Annotated in this window: 18 protein-coding genes; 13 read left to right on the top strand and 5 right to left on the bottom strand. The window is 49.6% G+C overall.

From position 1 onward, the window contains the following. Positions 1–42: 42 nt before the first annotated feature. The 3 genes from F556_RS0100165 (at position 43) to F556_RS0100155 (ending at position 5,187) form a co-directional block, all read left to right on the top strand. Positions 43–1,386: a purine-cytosine permease family protein gene (locus F556_RS0100165; protein WP_020614845.1), complete on the top strand. Its 1,344-nt coding sequence runs from the start codon at positions 43–45 to the stop codon at positions 1,384–1,386. 126 nt (positions 1,387–1,512) lie between these two features. Then, positions 1,513–3,249: a Rieske (2Fe-2S) protein gene (locus tag F556_RS0100160; RefSeq protein WP_020614844.1), complete on the top strand. Its 1,737-nt coding sequence runs from the start codon at positions 1,513–1,515 to the stop codon at positions 3,247–3,249. A 585-nt stretch (positions 3,250–3,834) separates the two neighbouring features. After that, positions 3,835–5,187, top strand: a complete 1,353-nt coding sequence (locus F556_RS0100155) for an FAD-binding oxidoreductase (protein WP_020614843.1) — start codon at positions 3,835–3,837, stop codon at positions 5,185–5,187. A gap of 41 nt (positions 5,188–5,228) precedes the next feature. Here the strand turns inward: F556_RS0100155 and F556_RS0100150 are convergent, their stop codons facing one another. Next, positions 5,229–6,251, bottom strand: a complete 1,023-nt coding sequence (locus F556_RS0100150; RefSeq protein ID WP_020614842.1) for an alpha/beta fold hydrolase — start codon at positions 6,249–6,251, stop codon at positions 5,229–5,231. Positions 6,252–6,382: 131 nt separating this feature from the next. On the opposite strand from F556_RS0100150, the gene F556_RS0100145 reads away from it, so the two are divergent. After that, complete coding sequence (locus tag F556_RS0100145; RefSeq protein ID WP_020614841.1) at positions 6,383–7,273, top strand: LysR family transcriptional regulator; 891 nt, start codon at positions 6,383–6,385, stop codon at positions 7,271–7,273. A 229-nt stretch (positions 7,274–7,502) separates the two neighbouring features. Here the strand turns inward: F556_RS0100145 and F556_RS32925 are convergent, their stop codons facing one another. Continuing rightward, positions 7,503–7,883, bottom strand: a complete 381-nt coding sequence (locus F556_RS32925) for an NUDIX hydrolase (protein ID WP_020614840.1) — start codon at positions 7,881–7,883, stop codon at positions 7,503–7,505. 413 nt (positions 7,884–8,296) lie between these two features. Here F556_RS32925 and F556_RS0100135 point away from each other — a divergent pair, with 413 nt between their 5' ends. After that, positions 8,297–9,526 (top strand): RNA polymerase sigma factor, encoded by a 1,230-nt coding sequence (locus tag F556_RS0100135; protein WP_020614839.1) that lies wholly within the window; start codon positions 8,297–8,299, stop codon positions 9,524–9,526. Positions 9,527–9,697: 171 nt separating this feature from the next. Further along, positions 9,698–10,252, top strand: coding sequence for a hypothetical protein (locus F556_RS0100130; protein ID WP_020614838.1), 555 nt, complete (start codon positions 9,698–9,700; stop codon positions 10,250–10,252). Positions 10,253–10,441: 189 nt separating this feature from the next. Here F556_RS0100130 and F556_RS35965 read toward each other — a convergent pair whose 3' ends face one another. After that, entirely contained in the window at positions 10,442–12,319 is a 1,878-nt protein-coding gene (locus F556_RS35965) for an ADP-ribosylglycohydrolase family protein (protein ID WP_020614837.1), read from the bottom strand. A 106-nt stretch (positions 12,320–12,425) separates the two neighbouring features. Here F556_RS35965 and F556_RS35960 point away from each other — a divergent pair, with 106 nt between their 5' ends. After that, positions 12,426–13,328, top strand: coding sequence for a helix-turn-helix transcriptional regulator (locus tag F556_RS35960; protein WP_020614836.1), 903 nt, complete (start codon positions 12,426–12,428; stop codon positions 13,326–13,328). 313 nt (positions 13,329–13,641) lie between these two features. After that, positions 13,642–14,223, top strand: a complete 582-nt coding sequence (locus tag F556_RS0100115) for a YdcF family protein (RefSeq protein WP_020614835.1) — start codon at positions 13,642–13,644, stop codon at positions 14,221–14,223. Between the two features lie 198 nt (positions 14,224–14,421). Here the strand turns inward: F556_RS0100115 and F556_RS0100110 are convergent, their stop codons facing one another. Continuing rightward, complete coding sequence (locus F556_RS0100110; protein ID WP_020614834.1) at positions 14,422–15,468, bottom strand: CobW family GTP-binding protein; 1,047 nt, start codon at positions 15,466–15,468, stop codon at positions 14,422–14,424. Positions 15,469–15,612: 144 nt separating this feature from the next. On the opposite strand from F556_RS0100110, the gene F556_RS0100105 reads away from it, so the two are divergent. After that, complete coding sequence (locus tag F556_RS0100105; RefSeq protein WP_020614833.1) at positions 15,613–16,092, top strand: hypothetical protein; 480 nt, start codon at positions 15,613–15,615, stop codon at positions 16,090–16,092. Between the two features lie 75 nt (positions 16,093–16,167). Here F556_RS0100105 and F556_RS0100100 read toward each other — a convergent pair whose 3' ends face one another. Further along, a complete protein-coding gene (locus F556_RS0100100; RefSeq protein ID WP_020614832.1) occupies positions 16,168–16,740 on the bottom strand; it encodes a CGNR zinc finger domain-containing protein in 573 nt (190 codons plus the stop codon). Positions 16,741–16,895: 155 nt separating this feature from the next. Between F556_RS0100100 and F556_RS0100095 the strand changes: the two genes are divergently transcribed. The 4 genes from F556_RS0100095 (at position 16,896) to F556_RS0100080 (ending at position 19,349) form a co-directional block, all read left to right on the top strand. Beyond that, entirely contained in the window at positions 16,896–17,333 is a 438-nt protein-coding gene (locus F556_RS0100095) for a VOC family protein (RefSeq protein ID WP_020614831.1), read from the top strand. Then, entirely contained in the window at positions 17,333–18,211 is an 879-nt protein-coding gene (locus F556_RS0100090) for a pyridoxamine 5'-phosphate oxidase family protein (RefSeq protein ID WP_020614830.1), read from the top strand. Before F556_RS0100095 ends, F556_RS0100090 begins: the two co-directional genes overlap by 1 nt. A 96-nt stretch (positions 18,212–18,307) precedes the next feature. Further along, positions 18,308–18,913: a histidine phosphatase family protein gene (locus F556_RS0100085; RefSeq protein ID WP_020614829.1), complete on the top strand. Its 606-nt coding sequence runs from the start codon at positions 18,308–18,310 to the stop codon at positions 18,911–18,913. A gap of 1 nt (position 18,914) precedes the next feature. After that, a complete protein-coding gene (locus F556_RS0100080; protein ID WP_020614828.1) occupies positions 18,915–19,349 on the top strand; it encodes an NUDIX hydrolase in 435 nt (144 codons plus the stop codon). The last annotated feature ends 7 nt before the right edge of the window (positions 19,350–19,356 follow it).

Here is a 19,356-nt window from a genome sequence, read left to right as displayed (position 1 = left end):
ACATCCGATGATACACGGATCCTACGAATTGAGGGAAAAGATTTGGCTTTTATCGAGAAGATCGGACTAGAACCGGTCCCCGCTGGACAACGTACGTCGACCTGGCGCGATTATTTCTTACTCCAGTTTTCGTTCTCATTCAATGCCGGCAACTTCCTGCTGCCGGCATTGGCCGTTCTGCAAGGAGGTTTACCTTTTTGGTGGGCAGTCGCCAGCATGGTTGTCGGCAATGTACTTGCCTTTATACTGGTTGCCTTGTTTTCCTTTCCCGGCGTTGACTATGGCATTCCCGGCCAGTTCGCATCCCGGATGATTCTCGGAGTCAACGGCTCGCGTTACGTTGGCTCTCTCTTGAGAGCCGTAATTGCCGTCTATTGGTTCTCCGTGCAAACCGTTGGAGCCGCGGTTGTTGTAAGCTTCATGCTAGAGCGTCTGACTGGTGTCACTATGAATCTCATGTGGCTGTCGTTTCTGTTCGCGGCCGTCATGACCGTACTTGCGATCGCCGGCTACAAGACAGTGCAGTTGGCAGTACGACTGATCTTCCCAGTGATGCTGCTCGTCATGATCGTACTGCTCTGGCAGTTTTTGACGACTGATAACACTGCCTACCAATGGTCCAGCATTGTCGCTGCTGGCGAGGAACGATCCCTAGGAACCTTTCTTTTGTATACCGGGCTAGCCTTCGCCCAATATGTGCCTGCGATAACCGGCTCCTCTGACTTGTGCCGGTACGCTCGGAACCGGAGAGACGCCTTCCTCGGTCTGGTCAGCGGGAGTACAACTGGTATGGCAGTGACGGCAAGTCTGGTCGCTTATGGCGCAATCGCTTCGGGTGAATGGAATCCCTATCTTGCAGCCAGTCCTTTGAATGACTCGCTTTTGATTCAGTTACTCATGTTGTCAGGTGTATTGGTCAGCTTGTGTGCGATTAATTTGAATAATGCCTACACGGGAGGCATGTCACTGCTTAATACGTTTCCCGCTACGAACCGTATGAAGACGACAGGGATCTTCGGTCTCGTGTCGGGCGGAATATGTCTGTATCCGGGGATTATCGATCACGCAGCCGTTTATATTCACGCGTTGGGCGGGCTTGCAATCCCGCTGGCAGGGGTCCTGGTCGTCGATTATCTAATTGTGCACAGGCAGCAGATTGATGTGGAGGCATTGGTGCGTGGGGATGGAATCTACCAGTATTGGCATGGTTTCAACCTGTCTGCCATTTTCGCAGTGGCACTCGCAGCTGTTTACTTCTACACGGTACCGGACGAGCTGATGCCTGGGCTCAGTTCATGTTTGATTGCAGGTATTTTACATTTGCTGTTCACACGATCGTCCTCATCTGCTGGAAGGATATTCAAGAAATCAAGAGTTCAAGGATGAAGCCGCCATCAGCAGATGGCGGCTTTTTTTCATGCTTTTGAAGAGATTCAAAACTCTCAGATTGACAAGCGTACCACCATTAGATAGCATTCAACCTAGATAACCCAATAAATTGGAGGCGTTTACATGAAGGGTTGGATCGAAGCGGGTAAGACAGAGGAACTGCGTGTACAAGGCCCAAAAGTCATCAAAGGCGGCATTGTTGTGTTCCATCACGAGAATGAATGGCATGCGCTGGATAACCGTTGCCCTCATCTCGGATTCCCCCTCCACATGGGGAGCCTGTGTGACGGAATTTTGACCTGCCATTGGCATCATGCACGGTTTGATGTGTGTAGCGGGGGCACGCTCGACCCTTGGGCAGACGATGTCCCGCTGCATGAGATTATAATTGAAGATGAAGTGCTGTGGGTCAACCCCAATGCCCGCGGTGGCAATAAAGTCCAGCTCTACAAGGATCGTCTCCTCAATGGGCTGGAACAAAATATTGGTCTCGTGATAGCCAAGGCTATTGTAGGCTTGGTGGAGGCGGAGGTTCCCGAAACGGAAATCGCAGCGATTGGCATCGAATTTGGTCTTAGACAGCGCAGGCAAGGTTGGGGGTCCGGTTTAACCATCCTCACTGCGATGACGAATGTGCTGTCCAAATTAGATAAGCAAGGGCGAATTCTGGCACTCTATCAAGGGATGCTGCATACCTCGCGGGATTCCGCGGGCAGCGGCACACGCTTCTTGCTCGATCCGCTGCCGGAAGGCGTCACGACAGAACGCTTGATGAAGTGGTACAGGGATTGTATTGAGGTCCGGGATACACGTGGCGCGGAACGCGTACTACTGAGCGCCGTGCAAGCCGGTGCTGAATCGGATGAGTTGTTCGCTATGATGAGCATGGCGGCTACCGATCACTTCTACCTTAACGGAGGGCATACGCTGGATTTCCATAATAAAGCTTTTGAAAGCTTGCGTTATGTAGCTCCGGAGCGGCGAACAGAAGTGCTCGCCTCGTTGCTCCCCATGTTCGCAGACGCGTCGCGCAGTGAAGAGATGTATAGCTGGCAGTCTCCAGTTGACTTGGTCCAACCGTTACGAGCTGTCTTTGCGGAATTAGAAGATAAAGGACTTCCGGCAGTGAACGGCACTAGTGAAGTAAATGAAGAGGAGCTGCATCAAGCCTTACTGGGAGATGAACCGCTGCGGGCCATCGGTCTGCTAAAAGAAGCTTTGCTCGATGGTGTTTCACCGGTTCGTCTCGCTCAAATTACGGCATTGGCTGCAGCCGAGCGGGTGGTCCGGTTTCATACGCAAAATGATTTTGGCGATTGGATCTCGGTGCTTCACACATTCACACATGCTCATGCGGTGCATGAAGGACTAATTCGTTCGACTAATCCATGGCTGGTTCGCGCCATTTTCCACACCGCGGCCGCCATCTATCTTGACCGATTCTTGAATATCCCGAGCGCTCCCCGGCCGGTTATTTCGGTTACAGAAGAGAAAGTGCCGGATCCGGCAGAGCTACTGGAGCTGCTGGATAAGCAGCAGCAAGTCACAGCTGCAGGGGCATGGGTTGTAGGATATCTTCGCAGCGGCGGCAATCCGGTGCCGTTATTCAATACGCTAGGACATGCGCTGCTTCGGGAGGATGCTGAATTCCATTCCTTCCAGATGTACGAGGCAGCGGTCACAGAATATGATCGTTGGTCTGATGAATCCGGACCGCTGGCCGAGCAAGCCCGCGAAACGTTCATACTCGCCTTAACCCGCTATCTTGCGGCCCATGCGCCTACTTCCAGGGAGACGCCGCATACTGCCAAGATCGCTTGGCGCCTTCACCGCGGCGAGAAGCTGTTTGAAGCGGAGTAATTTAAACGCCGAAGAGGGGGATGTCCAATAAGTCCCCAAACAAAAAGGTTGGACGAGAAACCGTTAGGTATTCCGCCCAACCTTTTTTGATTTGAACATCAACGGAACGAAGCGCGCTGGGGCTCTAACGGACACCATGAGCGTGTCGATTAGAAATTTTGTAACGGTCACCACAGCCGCTATTTCGCCCAAATCGAGTCACTTTGAATTCTAACGGCCACCAGCGCAGTTATTGGAGGGTTTTTGAGGCTCCAGTGGTCTGTTTGGCCACAATAGGCGCATATATGGCCGTTAGAAATGATGAGCTACCTTTTCAGGGCAAATAAGCGTATATATGGCCGTTAGCCGGGAGGGCAGTAAGGACGCGTAGGGTAGGCGATACCTAGCAGTAGGTCGGCTTCTGTCGATAAGTTCTCTAAAAAGTAAGGGGCCTTCCATCGGTCAGCTTTCACTAACTTATTGGACAGCCCCTTTTTGATTGTTTTCAGCCGCAGCCCATGCCTACACCCGTTCCCATTCATATGTTATAGCGTAATGCCCACCATGGATGCAAATCGCGTAAATCAAGCATAAGGAGTGGAATAGGTGACAACAAAGGCAAAGCTTACGGGAAGGGTTATTTTCAGAGGGGACCCCGGGTATGAAGAAGCTCGAAAAAACTGGGATCCACATACGGATCGATATCCGAAGGTGTTTGTATTTGCTAAACGCACTGCGGATGTCGTGAATGCGATACGATGGGCCCGCCAAAACAACGTGCCAATCCGGCCGCGTGGCGGGAGACATGCGCTGGAGGTCAATCTTTCGCAGGTGAACGGCGGGCTTGTCATCGACGTAAGTAATCTCAACACGATTCATTTGAATAAAAATAAGCGTACGGTCGTTGTTGGAACCGGCAACCGGGTCGGACGGATTGTTAATACGCTGGGGCGCCAAGGGTTCATTGCGCCGTTCGGCGATAGTCCTTCGGTCGGTATCGGCGGTATCACACCCGGCGGCGGAATCGGACCGCTGCAGCGGACGACAGGTCTGATCAGCGATAACCTGCTGGCTCTGGAAATGGTCGATGCCAAGGGCACAGTCATTCGCGCCAGCAAGAAGCGTAATGCTGATCTGTTGTGGGCTACGCGCGGCGGTGGCGGCGGTAATTTCGGCGTCTACACCAAATACAAATTCAAAGTCCGACGAGCTCCCGTCAGAGCTACAGTGTTCCAAGTGACCTGGCCGTGGGAGCAGTTCGAGAAAGTGGTTCGACGCTGGCAAGACTGGGCTCCGCATACCAGTACCAAGCTGGGGAGTGAGCTAAGTGTCGGTCCGAAAAAGGGCGGCAACGTCAGTATGCTCGGGATGTACCTGGGCTCCAAACAAGAAGCGCTCCGATTATTGCAGCCGATCCTGAGTGTCGGCACACCGACGCAAATCACTGTGCGGTACCTGCCTTACCTAAAGGCAACAAAGTTTATGCTGGCTCCCGATCCCCTGCTCACCCAACGATTCAGCAATCAATTCTCCAGCGGCTTTGGCAAGCGTCCTTTTCCAGCTCGTGCTTATCGCGTCATGCGCGAGTTTCTGGAGAAGGCGGAGGGCGGCACCCCCGCAGGCTTCTTCTTTCTCAATTGGGGCGGAGCCATCAGCCGGATCGCGCCAAGAGCTACCGCCTTCTACTGGCGCAAGGCTCAATACTATGTGGAATGGAACAGCTCGTGGGTGAAGCCGTCCCATGCAGCCAGAAATATTGCCCTGGCCCGCAATACCCGGAAGAAGCTGCAGCCTTACATCATTGGCTCGTATATTAACGTACCCGACCAGGGAATCAAGTGTTCCGGTCCCGTCTACTATGGCAAAAACTATAGCCGCCTGCGTAAAGTAAAAGCCAAGTACGATCCGGGCAATGTATTCAACAACCCTCAGAGTATTCCGCCCGCCAAAAAACGTTGATGGAAGGGTAGATAATCCCCCTCGGAAGCCAAGCGCTGCTGCTACTGGTGTGGCTGCAGCGCCAGCAACCGCGATAAGTGACTATCAATCCACTCATTATCAGCCTGATTGATCCCCCGCCCGGCAAAATGGCCCCAATCAGAAGGAATGGGTTGCAGCTCGGCATGGGGCATTCGCTCTACTTCGTAACGGTTATCCTCTGCTGTACAAAACAAATCTGTGCTGCCCGGCATGACGCACGCGAGGGACTGGATACTTGCCAATGCCTGATCAAAATCTCCGTTATACCTGGCATTCGCACTGATATCAGCCTGTTGTCCTGTCGACAACATCGCGAGGACATTGTGCGGGTCCATCTTCATGAAGCTGGCTTCCCAGACACCCGTACTAAATGCCTCGAGTGAGTCGAATCCCAACAGGCGATATCCTTCTTCCCGATAGAAGGCCTGTGACAATCCCCAACCGGCATAGACTCGGCCAACAGCTCGGAGGTCTACGGCAGTTAACTGGTTCAATTTGCTGTTATCGAAGCCAATGGCAGCCAATAGTGCAGATTTTAAGCTTTCCAGAACGACATGGGTGTGAGGCCAGGTTTTGGCTTGGCCTGCAATCGGCGCGATCCGCTCGACAAGCTCCGGATAACTGACAGCCCATTGGTAAGCCTGGATCCCGCCCATAGACCATCCCACGACCAAAGCAATCTTGCGAACTGCAAATACCTCCATCAGCAGTTTATGCTGCAAGGTAATATTGTCTTCCATACTGACCTGCGGAAAGTTCGCTTTGTCAAAGGGCGGCGGGGTATTGCTCGGTGACGAAGACAAGCCATTGCCCAGCAGATTCGGAACGATAATAAAATAATTTCGGGGGTCCAAAGCCATTCCTTCGCCAATCAACCATTCATTCTGAACGTGGATATCTCCAAAAGCGGTAGGGTACACAATGACATTGTCTCGGGTGTCATTTAGGGTCCCGTACGTTTTGTAAGCCAAAACCGTGTTTGGCAGCGTTACTCCTGATTGTAAAGTGACATCTCCTGCACGGAACAATTCATAGTCGTTCATTGATCAAACTCCCTTTCTCATGTGCAAGTTGGGTTGCTTGTTGTCAGTATAGTTGTGTGCTACGATCAATAAAAGTGAATAGAATTCAAGATGACGTTCAATTTTATTGATAGCGTAAAGGGGGATGCTCCATGGAACTGAGACACTTACTTACCTTCCGCACAGTTGCCACCACGTTAAACTTCACTCGAGCAGCTGAAGTGCTGAGTTATGTTCCCTCCAATGTGACCATGCAGATTAAAGCGCTGGAAGGGGAGCTTGGCGTTCCCTTATTTGACCGATTGGGCAAACAGCTGTCACTCACGACTGCAGGGGAGCGCTTTTTGACGCATGTTCAGGATGTGCTGGACAAGCTGGAGGAAGCCCGCAGCGCGGTTCACCGGCAGGAAGAGCTAAGCGGTACATTGACGATCAGCGCCAATGAAGTGTTGTGTGCGTATCGGCTTCCTGGCGTCTTCCGGTTGTTCCGCTCACGACACCCCGGCGTGCGTCTTATTTTTCGCTCTGTGCCTAACCAGTTGCTTAAGCCTTCTCTATATGAAGGAACTGCCGATGTCGTTTTTCTCCTGGACGAGCCTGTTCGTTCCACGGGGCTTACCGTTGAGCCGCTCGTTGAAGAGACATTTCGTCTGTTTGTGGCACCAGACCACCCACTAGCCGCAAGGTCAGCGCTGGAGCTAGGGGATTTTCATCATGAAGTGTTTCTTACAAATGAGAAGGGCTGCACGTATCGGACGATGTTTGATCGGGGGTTTGAACAAGAGGGGATTGATAGCATCACGTACCTGGAGTTCCAAAATGCCGAAGCCATCAAACAATGCGCGATGGCCGGGATCGGGATTGCCTTTCTGCCGGAAGTAACGACGAAGGCGGAGGTTGCACGGGGCGAATTAATCACACTCCCTTGGGCGGTAGCGGATTTGGAGGTTTACACGCAGATGGCCTGGCACAAGGATAAATGGGTATCTCCAATTATTGAGGCTTTCATTGAGGCGTCACGGGAGGTTATGTCCGTTTCTTGAGGCTCGTGAGAAAGAAAGCCTACAGTCACGGATCGATCTTACGGTCGCTGTTGTCCCCAGATTTCTTTGATTTTACCCCTATCAGAGGTGAAATCCGGTGACAGCATATGCTTCCGAAGCTAGCTTTTTTGCGAAAAGCTTTCAGGCGAGCGCTTCGCAGCATATGCTCCCGATGTCGCATTCCTTTCAGAAAGCGTGGACCAGATTCGATTCCGTGCCTCTTTTTGTCCTATAAATATGGTAATATCCTACTCACTTCAGGATGCTCTTGCATCTCTTTAATGGGAAACCATTTTAATTCGAGTAATTCCTGAGCGTCATTTGATAATTCAGGGTCCGAGCCTAGTCGGGCGTTTCCACCTAAAACTTTACCTAAGTAACAAAAATAAAGACCGTTTATCCTGTCATTGAAAAATTCGCAGACTTTTTTAGTAATTTCGATTTCTAATCCTGTCTCTTCCAAAGTCTCCCTGATTGCACATTCTTCTGGCGTTTCCGATTGTTCAATTCTTCCACCAGGAAAAGTCCAAAAGGTGCTACCTTTGTATGTTTGGCGAACCATGAGAACTGAATCGTTGCTTACAATGGCTGCACAACTTCTATTGCCCATAGAAATCCTCCCGACTCATGAATATCCATTATTATATATTAAATGATTAAGTTTATTGAAAATAACTGTCGTCCATAACCTTTAACAAGTAGATGACGCTTGGCGAAAATACAAGTTAGGCACCTTTAGGGGAAACAGACAGGATGGAACTAACATATTTTTTTAAAAATGTATTCTCTTATTCCTTGCTGTCTAAGTATCAAAACCATGCTAAGATAAATGACCGCCAATCGCTTCCTCCAATTCTTATTCCGATTACGTATGAGACCAAAAAGCCAAAAAAAGAAATTTTCTCACGGTCGTCTGAACAGAAGTGTCCGGGCTTTTTTCATGGACATTTTTTTCGGTGTCCTGTGGCTTTTTTATGCTGTGCGGTGTCTAATGGAAGGTAAGGTCAAGAGGAGGTTCATACCATGTCTGGAGCTCAAGACAATTGCCCTGTTTATCCGGAGAAACAGAGCAACCTTCATCAATTCGAACTGGAATATCATCAATACCGCCATAGGATTTACAATTATCTAGCGCTGAAGTTAAATCCCACATTGGCTGAGGATCTCACCCAACAGGTCTTTCTAAAAGCTTTTGAAAACCTGACTCATTTCAAGCACAATGCCGCGCTTTTCACATGGATTTTCAAGATTGCCCAAAATGTCGTCAAAAATGAATATCGGAGTTTAAGCCGAAAAAAAGAAATGCCTTTTGACTTTGCAGGTTATGAATCATTGACGATCTCCCTTGACTTTGCAAAGCATGTTGAGATTCGAATGGATATCAGCGCCGCCTTACAAACCTTAAAAGTGATCGACCAGCAGATCATTGCTTTACGTTTTTTCGGGGACTGCACCTTATCGGAAACGGCCAAGATCGTGGGCATGCGAGAGAGTGCGGTGAAGAATCGACTATACCGGTCATTAGAGAAATTGAAAATTGAATTAAAAGATTGGGGTGACCTTGCGATTATGTCTATTCAAGATATGGTATCGATTGTCGACAAGCATGAAGCCCAGGATGTGACTGCACCTGTGAAACAAGTGCATCAAGACGTATTCCAAACGCTAAAAGATCATGTAGAACGCATAACGAACAAATATAACCACCAGCCTTCAAAGAAAATTATCATTGAAATCTATCCCGATCAGCCGACTTTTCATCAAGCAGTGGGAGAAGAGGATGCTCCTCCTTGGTTCATGGGCACGTTCGAAGGCAATGTATTAAAGATTGTGTCCCCATTGGACCCGGGTCCCGAGCACACGTATCAATCCATTCTAACGTCGACCATACACTTGTTCACCATGTGGTTGATCTCGGACATTAACTCTGAAAGTCCCAGATACCTGCAACAGGGAATTGGGGGCTATGAGGCCAAGGGCATGAGTGAAGCCTACATCAAAAGCAGCACGTTAGATGTCCTGGTTGATCTTACTATCCCTGCCTTTCAAGAGCTCGATAATGACACATGGGATTTCGAAACGATGAGAGGATTTCAGTTCTCGTATTTAATTGTGGCGTTCATTCTTGATAAATATGGCCTCGATGCTCTAAACCAATTGATCCGAAATCCCAAGGGATTCCAAAATATCTTTGGCTGCACAGAAGCAGAATTGCATGAACAATGGGTCTCTTACTTGAAAAGCTCGAACTAAGGAATAGAAGAATTAACTGCGCACTCTCGCTACTGAGGGTGCGTTTTTTTTCATGCTCAGGACGGTTTCGGACTACGTCTTAAGACTGAATCTATAATCAGGCTAGGGAAGGTTACTGTGCATGCTTTTGCCAATTACAATAGAGATACATTGAGGGGGAGGGAATAATTAATGATGAGTAACCGGAAAGCGGGGATCATTTTCATGACACTTTTTGGGACCATGTGGGCGTACACTGGCCTTTTTGGCATTCAAGGGCCATGGCCTTCAATTATGCTATTTATGCCCTTGATCGTAGGTGCAGGATTGCTTGTAGGTGGGATATTCATGAACAAAAATACTCTTTTGTCTACTGACGAAGGTCAAGAAGTTAGCCTGACTGACAAGAAGGAGATGAAACGAAGGTTCAACCTTGTCTTTGCCGCGCAAGGATTAGCTATCGCTATCACGATCGCCATCTGTATTGCTACACAAACTAATGAGTTCATTCCGCTGATTATCGCTCTGGTTGTTGGCCTTCATTTTTTTCCTTTAGCGTCTATATTTAAAATGAAGCTTTATTATTGGACAGGGTCGCTACTCTGTTTGCTCGCAGCCATAACTTGGCTGTTTGTCCCGGCATCGTTCCCATTAGGGGAGTACACAATAACCTCAACCATGACGGTCATCGGCTTCGGATCGGCTTTCATTTTGTGGGGAAGCGCGGTGTCAATATGGAAGGTGTAAGTGTGGTATCCTTCAATTAACCTCTTCGCACCAGATTCCATGCTATTCCACGCCTTTTTTATCGCTTCAGGCCTTGTGTTTGGTTATGGGTATGGCCAAGCAACAATGTAATTTTGTGCAAGGACCGCAAGAGCAGAGCCTGACACGAGTTTGCCGTGTCGGGCTCCTTTTTACTAATACAAGCTGCAACTAATCTGCCGGATACAGCAGGATATCCGTCATATAGTAACATGATCCGGGTTCGGACGTAACTTTGGTGGCGACGGGCAGCAGGTAGACCAGGAGGGGCTCGCCGCGGCGCTCCGCAATAACCTCCAGCTCATGCGTTCCTTCGGGAAGAAGGAGCTGAACCAGTTGGCTCTCCGGGGTGCGGTGGTATGCTGGCATGAACGATGGGGGCTCTGGACAGTCGATCACTTGCTTCCCGTTCAGCCTGACCTTGACTGGTCCGTTAGCCGCTGCAAGCAGTCGAAGCTCGCGTGCCCGTGGGTTGTGCACTTGCGTCGTCGCGCGATATACGCCATCGGCGCTATCCGGGTATATCGCTTCCCACTCGATCCGGTTGCCCCCGAAGCTTGCGGGTTTGCCTTGCTCGCCCATTGGCCCCCACACCGTCCACTCTGCAGCCGGAACCAGGACAAATCGTTCCTTCATTTGCGACCAGGGTGAATGGTCATGCGTCCGAGCGATGACAGCATTCAGCTCGTAGGTAGACGTCACGTCGGGACCAGATACGAGTTGGAATGTAAACGAGCAGGATTCGCCTGGATTTAACTGAAAGGATGGACTGCCTTCGCACGCCCACTGCGGCGGTACCTCCAGGGATAGCTGACCGTGCATCTGGATCTGCGAATGATTCACGAGCGTGAGCACGAGCGACTTGTGCTCCCTGCGGGCAATCGCCGGTCTGCCGCTGCCATAATCAATAATTAGCTCGAGACCCGTTCGATGAAGTGAACCACTGGGCAGCAGTCTGTGATCGGCTGTCACGTCGAGGTCCCACAGCTCTCGGACAGCTTCGCTGGATACCGCAGTCAATGCATTCATATCTGTCTCCAGTTCGGGATGAACGAGAATTCCGGTATCCCAGGCCGCTAGCACTTGCTTGCCCATCCGGATGGTCCGCATCGTAAGTTCATCCAGATCTGCTGGAGCAGGGAAGCCCTTGATTGGTGGACTGACAACGACCCGGTCTCCTACAGGTGCAACCCAGCGCTCGGGCAGGCCCTCGGGTCCGCTGATCATCCCCAATATCGCACCCAACGTAGCTGCTGTGCAGTCCGTATCGTACCCGCAATTGACGGCTTTGAGGATTGCATCCTCGAAGCTGGTGCCATACAGCCAGCCAAGCAGGGTAAAGGCAATATTCTGAGGCGCATCCGTGAAGTTGTCATGCCCGTGATGCTCCAAGATGAGGGAGCGAGCTTCGATCCAGTCTTTGCCCTCGCGATGCCACTTCAGCAGATCCTGAACCGCTTTTGCGGTGCGGCTGGCAGGAGGGAGATAGGATAAGCCAATGTCAATTAGGCGGTCCCGGTCCTGCTCCATGAAGATCGCGCTTTCAATGGCTGCGAAGAGCATCTCACCATATACACCTTCTCCGCCGGCATGGTCCACCACTGCATCCTGGTAAGCATAATAGGCAGCGACGTGCGGTGCAGCCGGGGCCGTCATGGCCCAGATCTCGGAGCGGATTGGCGATCCCATACAGTCGGCAAACGGATTGTTGAACGATCCGGTAAGCGGCGCGATCAGTCCCTTTCGCAAATTCGTCAGCGCGTAACCGTATTCATCAAATGGGAAGAAAATATGCTCCAGCCATTCCTGCCCCAGCTCACGGCTGGTCAGTCCCGGACCGTATTGTTCCAACGCATGGAGCCACACCAATTGCAAATCCAGATCGTCATTTTCAAGCGGTCCGTCCTGAAGTACAGGGTAGAAGTCCAACTGCAGTAGCTCTTTTTTACCCTCTACGGGAGCGCCGAGCGTCCCGCCAATATTTTTGCCCAGCCATCCACCATAGACTCGACGGTAGTAATCCTTTTCATTTAAAATGGTTGTACGCATGATTGCACCCTCCAATTGTTGATTTCCACCTCATTATAGAAGGGCTTGGCGACGTTAGCCATGCAGGATGCTGCGATTTTAATCTCATTGATTCAAGGAGGCTGCCATGTACTATTCACTTGCCCGGTTGTCTGCGCTCGATGTCCGGTGGGCCGATCTGTTCCATGCGAGCTCAGATTCGTTCCGGTGGCATCATGCCAACCCTTATTATCAGCTCATTGTCGCAAGTGATGCCCCGGTATGGATTGAGACGGATGCGGGCCGCTACGAGCTCCGCACGGGAGAATCGTTGCTCCTGCAGCCTTGGGAGCAGCACCGGGGCTGGCAGCTACCCGAGAAGCAGGGCAGCTTCTACTGGGTTCAATTTGCGTGTCATCCAGCGATTCATCCTGTTGACCTGGACGCAGGAGATGGGCTTAAAAAAATCCATGCCGACCGGCCAGAACTGCAAACCGCCCCGGCCAGCGATGAGGATCAACTGATCATTCCACGCTTGCATTTAGCCAAAGACCGGTTTCGGTTGTTGAGCCGCTTCGCCGAGCTAGTCCAGCTTGCGGAGGAGCCGAAAGGGTACTTTCGCTTCCAGCAAACCTTGCTATTGGGCGAGATCCTGCGGCTGATCGCGAGCGATTATTTAACCCAAAGTGCGTATGACAGCTCATTCTCGCCGTCCTATCAGACCTATCGCCGACTCGTTAATCTCCTGAATAACGCCTACGCCCAAGAAATCGCCAAGGAACGGCTCGAGCGTCAGCTGGACCGAACCTACGAATATCTCTGTCAGGTGTTCAAGAAATATGCCGGCATGACGATGGTCCAGTACTTACATCAGCTGCGCATCCAGCGGGCCAAGCATCTCCTGAGCCATTCTACACAGTCCGTCGGAGAAATCGCCATCGCGGTCGGCTTCCAGGACGCCTTCTACTTCAGCCGCGTCTTCAAACGGCAGGAGGGAATGTCGCCACTGAATTATCGGTTAGCACAGCAAGGGGATGGGGAGGAGAGGTAACGTACGGGAATGCATTACAGCCCAAATCATATCATCAGATGGTTGGGCTAAGGAAACGTGGTAACGCTATGTCCACGGATACGGCTTTTTGCCAGAGCTAAGGAAACTACAGCGTCTTATTCGGCCTCTGAGATGTGGTTTCTGCTGGTTTTGATGTAGATAAGGTGATGTCGTTTCGTTAGACTTCGTAAACGCCTGTTTTTAAGAGAATAAGAATATGACGTTTCGTTAGCACATATTTTTTTCAACAAATCGCAGGGCTGGTATAGTAAACACGATATTGCACAATGAAGTGAGAGAAGTGAGAGTAGGTGTGAAATTGAAAACGAAATTGCTTAAGAGCATACTTGTTACTATTGGCGTTCTATTTGCTTGGTTTATCATACATACAGCAATCATTCTTATAGATGGCCTAAACGATGAGCTGCAGCCCGTGGATGTAGCCGTAGTCTTGGGCAATAAAGTGGAATTGAATGGGCAGCCGTCCGAGCGGTTGCAAGCGAGATTGGATAAGGCAGTCGAGCTGTATCATGAGGGATATTTTCCACTTATTGTTGTGAGCGGGGGAATCGGAATTGAGGGTTTTGACGAAGCCGAGGTGATGAAAGCCTATCTCGTAAGTAAGGACGTACCCGAGGAGCACATCATTGAAGACCCCAACGGGTACGACTCCGGCATGACCGCACATAACACCAAGCAGATGATGGACCAGCGAGCGCTCGATTCCGTGATGGTTGTCACGCAATATTTCCACATTACCCGAACGAAACTAGCGTTCAAGAACGAAGGCGTGGAAGACGTATATGGAGCCCACGCTCGTATCTTCGAGTGGAGGGATATCTACTCCACCATTCGTGAGTTCCCGGCTTACTATAAATATCTCTTGAATGGATGAAATGAGGTGAGACCAGATGAAAAGCCTGTTTTCTTGTCCTTTGGCATTCTGTTACTGATGCTCACCTACTATCTAAGCTATATCGCCAGTCGATTAGACGGGCGAGGGCCTAATGAGTATTTTGCAGCCTTAATGTACATCGTTAGTATCGTATATATTATTAGTGGTTTCGTGATGTCCCACAAAGGAAAATAGTTACTAAACACTCGTCAATCCCATCAGCTGGGCCCAATCCTGCTCAATCTCCTCCTGATTCAGATCGATCCCGATCAGGACTAGATAAGCGGGGCTGGGCTCTTCTGCTGCTTCCCAATACATTCGCTTGCCTGCATATTGAACGACCTGGTTTGGATAAGATCGGTCGTCCACCGCTACATAACCTTTTGCACGGAGCAGCTGTTTCTTCCAATGGTTCAAGAACTGCTCGATTTGCTTCTTGGTGACCAGTAGTTGCTCAGGCAGGGATAGGGTGATGCTCTGGACTCTGCTGAATGAAGGTTGCGACGGGGATGCCGGATGTGCTTGAGATTCATGATGATGTACAGATGAATTAGCCCTTGACAATTGTTTCCGGACGGCTGTACCGCCTGAGCCCATCTTACGCACAACAGGTGAGTGATGAACCAACGACTGGAGACCTGTGAATAGGTCTGTCAAGGGCATTTCACTGTTTATCGTATGATGTAGGATGGCCTGATCGTTATGTTTTTTCACCACTTTTTCAATCTTCGACAAGTGGGAAGGGGAGACGAGATCAGTTTTGTTAATAAGAATTGTATCTGCCACCTCCATCTGACGGCGGAAGGTGTGCTTCAAGGCCTGATCCGTATTAAAAAAGCTATTGTAATCAAGCACCCCTTCGGCATCTAGTACGGTTAGGATTTGTTTCAGTTGGACCCGATGAAGCAGGTAAGGCTCCGACAAGGCATCAACCACTTCTTCCGGATTAGCGACACCCGTAAGTTCAACGAGCAGAACATCCGGTTGCTGATCAATAAGCTTTCTTACAGAAGCGGCCACCTCAGACTTTTTGCTACAACAGATACAACCATCCAATAATTTCTCGAGAGCCTGTCCGGACATTTGCTTGCGAATGAGGCTGCCATCCACATCCGACTTGCCTAGCTCATTCATCAGAACAGCAGCCTTAAGCTCGCGATTGCTGGCTTCCTGGAGCAGTCTGAGCAGCAAGGTGGTTTTGCCACTGCCAAGGAATCCACTCAGAATGATAACCGGTATACTCATGAGTATCGCTCCTCACAATAGAAATGGGACTACTTCTTGTATATGCCAACAACTCCGTATATAATCGTAAATATTACGAATAGAATAAGTATAGTTGCTCTATCCTTGTTCTGTCAAAGTACAAGAGCTAGAAAGGAGAAGCGAATGAACCCATCTGGCCGTGCGACACAAATGGAAGAGCATATCATCAGTCTTCATTCCAAAGAGCGGTGGCAGCGCAGAGAAGCAGAGTTGATTGCATGGGCGAACCGACCCAAACCCAAAAAACGAGCCAAACAAACGGTCATTTTCGGAAATAGCCACATCGATGCAGAATTGCTGACGACACTCGCGTTATGCAAACGCATGGGCATTCCAACGGAATATTCTTGTGCTGGGGTCAGTATACTTGACGAACCGGAGGATCATTCCCTCTATGCCTATATTACCTTCATTGCGTCCGAGAAGACGGAAGCTTTTGTGCAGTTTGCCATGAACACCATGCGGCATCGGCTGCTCGTCACATTTGAGCCTGCACGCAGTCGTTATGATGTCTCCTCTTTTTATATTCAGCATAACCGTTCGTTTTGCCTGTTGATGGAGCAATGCGCGAAGGTTTTCCTAGCTAGGGAGCAGTGCATCTAATCGGTCCAAACTCATCTTTGAACTGAAACAACCCACGCCTCGCGTGGGTTATTTGTGTTGCTTATCTAGCCAAACTTAGTTTTCTTTGCGACGCTGATGCCGGGCTACCTTGGTACGGTTCCCGCAGAGATTCATCGAACACCATTTCCGGCGTCCGGTAGTATCAAGAAACAACAAGACACAGTCGGGGTTGGCACAACGATGGAGTGTCATCAGTTCGCCGCTTGCCAATAGCTGGAGCGTATCATAGGCAATCAGTGATTGAATTGCAGCTTCAGCAAGACCTGTAGGCGCAGGAGAGAGCGTGCCCTCAACATATCGAAAAGCCAACGGCGAACGCTCAATGATTTCCTCCAGTTGGCTAATCCAATCGGGGGCGGGTCGGTTCCCGTCTGCAATCCTCTCGAAACCTTGACGCAGCAAGACCCTAAGCTCCTTCAACGCCGAAAACCCATGAGTGAAGATGCGCTGTTCATCCAATGGAGCGGCAACCCCTTGTGCCGTTTCTGGAACGGCGTGGAGCCAGTCTGATAAATCCGACTCCGAAACCAGTAGGTCATGACGGGTCCCGCGTTTAACCACTTCCGTATTAACCAGATCCAATCCAAGATGTCCAGTGATTAATGGAAATGCTCGTGGTGATGACATCTCTTTCCCTCCAAATCTCGTCCGAATTCTAACTAACCCTATAATACCCCATTGACAGGTTAAATAAAAGACATTATCATACTAACCATATAAACATCATTCAAATGGTTAGTTTTTCGTTTGTAAATGAATCACACAAATTGGAGGATCTAAACATGAAAACAGGACATGTGGGACTAAATGTAAGCAATCTGGAGAGGTCTTTAGCTTTTTATAAGGAGATTTTCGGACTCGAGGTGGTTCGTGAATCCTTCGAGAAGGGCAAGAAATTTGCTTTCCTGGGACATAACGGAGCGGTTACGGTTACCTTATGGGAACAAAGCGACACCACTTTTTCAACATCTCATGCCGGCTTGCATCATCTGGCTTTTGAAGTTGATTCAAGTGAAGCTGTTCAACGCATGGAGGAGAAGATTAAAGCGCTTGGTGTAAGCCTGATTTATCCAGGTATTACCGCGCACGAGGAGGGAGCGCAATCGGGAGGACTGTTTTTCCTGGATCCGGATGGCATTCGATTGGAAATTTACACGCCTGCAGACATAGCATCACATGAGGCGCATACCGAAGAAGGCCCAGCCTGTGGGTTCTTTTGATGATGGATTATCACACTGGAGAAATTGAGGTGCAAGTCCAAGCGAATGTGCGGGAAGAAGCCAAACGTGTAAGTAAAATCATTCGAGAAGACATGCCCGATGTTGCTGCCAGGTTCATGGAACAACAGATCATGGTTCTCTTGGGCGTCGTAGATGAAGAAGGTTTGGTCTGGTCCACTGTCATGTATGGGAAACCAGGGTTTGTAAAAGCGTTGGATGCGCAAACCTTATTCGTGTCGACGCTGCCTCACCCGTCCGATCCTGTAATGAAGGCTATCCGGAACGGTCAACCAATCGGCATACTGGCCATTGAATTCGCCACAAGAAAACGTATGCGTGTCAACGGAGTCATTTCTCAAGTTCACATGGATGGATTCCACGTGACCACCCGTGAGGTCTACTCGAATTGTCCGAAATATATTCAAGCCCGGACCTTTCTCGGCTTCATGGAGAAGCGCTCATTGGTTACTACTCACTCTACAGAGATAGATCAGGAGCTCCAAGCGAAGCTTCAGCGATGCGATACGCTGTTCATTGCGACATATCACGAGGAACGGGGGACCGATATGAGCCACCGCGGCGGGCCACCAGGATTCGTTCAGCAAATAGATGAGCACACGTTGGTCATCCCAGATTATCCAGGCAATGCGATGTTCAACACATTGGGGAATATCAAGCTGCATTCACAAACAGGGCTTTTGTTTCTTGATTTTGAGACAGGAGACTTTACACAGATGAATGGTCACACAACCATACAATGGCAAGGGACCGAGAAATGGCTCACCTTCCATGTGAATCATATAAGACGAGTTGCCGGAGGCTTCCCGTTGCGGTGGGAGTTTGGGAGCTATTCACCGTTTAATCCGAACCACGCCTAGCGTGGTTTTTTTCTTGCTCAGCAACCTAACGAGGAATCTCTATCCACCATGACGAAATGGTTATGTGAAGAGGTTAAACGTGAAAGGAGTGCGACGATGCAAATTTTACTCATTCGTCATGGAGAGTCGGAAGCGGATCTATTGAAGGTTCATGAGGGGAGAGCAGATTTCCCGCTAACTGATCGAGGTCGGCAACAAGCGAAGCTGATGGCCGAACGCGTGAAATCGGAATTTCCACCTGACTCTATTTGGGCAAGCCCTCTGAAAAGAGCAAGTGAGACGGCTTCAACGCTTGCTGCCGCTATAGGCTGCTCGGTTCAATATGAAGACGATCTAATGGAATACAACAATGGTAGGCTCGCTGGTTTATCATACGAAGCCACCAATAAACCTCCAATTCCCAAGTTTCTCCACGAACAAGTTGAACAAGGGGAATCTGCGATTGAATTCCGCATGAGAATCGAGAGTGTTTTTTCAAGGATCATAACCTCATCCAACGATAACAGAATCGCAATTGTCGCACATGGCGGTGTAATCAATAATATCCTTCGTTCATTTTTCAAAATGCCTGTCAATCAAGAGTTTTGGTTCAAAAATGGAGATACTGCGCTCCATCTCATTGAAATCAGTGAAAATACACAGCTCGTGCATTTCCTTAACAATGTGTCACATTTGGATGAGTTGGATAACAGGAGGGCTTAAGGTGAGAAGAGTAGATGTGGCTTCAGCCTTAGTCTATGATGATCAAGATAATCTATTGCTCGTAAAAAATAAAAACGGTGATTCCTTTTATTGGGGGCCTCCCGGTGGGGCTGTCGAAGAAGGAGAAACGTTGGAACAAGCGGTTATCCGTGAAGTACAAGAAGAGACGGGATACAGCATCGCTATTACTGGCTTGAACTCCGTACGGGAAATGTTCTTCAGGAAGTCAGAACACCACGCGTTAATTGTCACCTTCTATGCCAGAGTCATTAGTGGAGACTTAGAAATCGCTGATCCTGACCAAGAAATTCTTGAAGCAATATGGGCGAATGCGGACACCGCAAGAACGCTGATGCCGTCACTTTTCGAGCAATTAAAATTGAGTTCAGAGGATAACAAGACAATGGCTTTCTACGCATTTGAAGGGTTAAAGTAAATCCGAG

Source organism: Paenibacillus daejeonensis DSM 15491 (genome assembly GCF_000378385.1).
GTDB lineage: Bacteria > Bacillota > Bacilli > Paenibacillales > Paenibacillaceae > Paenibacillus_D > Paenibacillus_D daejeonensis.
Note: the sequence above shows the minus strand (reverse complement) of the source record. Positions and strands in the feature narration are given on the sequence as shown.

Coding starts and splice junctions, on each gene's coding strand:
- F556_RS0100135 (WP_020614839.1), top strand. CDS start 8,297: ATGTCTGGAGCTCAAGACAATTGCCCTGTTTATCCGGAGAAACAGAGC.
- F556_RS35965 (WP_020614837.1), bottom strand. CDS start 12,319: ATGCGTACAACCATTTTAAATGAAAAGGATTACTACCGTCGAGTCTAT.
- F556_RS35960 (WP_020614836.1), top strand. CDS start 12,426: ATGTACTATTCACTTGCCCGGTTGTCTGCGCTCGATGTCCGGTGGGCC.
- F556_RS0100130 (WP_020614838.1), top strand. CDS start 9,698: ATGATGAGTAACCGGAAAGCGGGGATCATTTTCATGACACTTTTTGGG.
- F556_RS0100150 (WP_020614842.1), bottom strand. CDS start 6,251: ATGAACGACTATGAATTGTTCCGTGCAGGAGATGTCACTTTACAATCA.
- F556_RS32925 (WP_020614840.1), bottom strand. CDS start 7,883: ATGGGCAATAGAAGTTGTGCAGCCATTGTAAGCAACGATTCAGTTCTC.
- F556_RS0100110 (WP_020614834.1), bottom strand. CDS start 15,468: ATGAGTATACCGGTTATCATTCTGAGTGGATTCCTTGGCAGTGGCAAA.
- F556_RS0100100 (WP_020614832.1), bottom strand. CDS start 16,740: ATGTCATCACCACGAGCATTTCCATTAATCACTGGACATCTTGGATTG.
- F556_RS0100095 (WP_020614831.1), top strand. CDS start 16,896: ATGAAAACAGGACATGTGGGACTAAATGTAAGCAATCTGGAGAGGTCT.
- F556_RS0100160 (WP_020614844.1), top strand. CDS start 1,513: ATGAAGGGTTGGATCGAAGCGGGTAAGACAGAGGAACTGCGTGTACAA.
- F556_RS0100145 (WP_020614841.1), top strand. CDS start 6,383: ATGGAACTGAGACACTTACTTACCTTCCGCACAGTTGCCACCACGTTA.
- F556_RS0100105 (WP_020614833.1), top strand. CDS start 15,613: ATGAACCCATCTGGCCGTGCGACACAAATGGAAGAGCATATCATCAGT.
- F556_RS0100090 (WP_020614830.1), top strand. CDS start 17,333: ATGATGGATTATCACACTGGAGAAATTGAGGTGCAAGTCCAAGCGAAT.
- F556_RS0100085 (WP_020614829.1), top strand. CDS start 18,308: ATGCAAATTTTACTCATTCGTCATGGAGAGTCGGAAGCGGATCTATTG.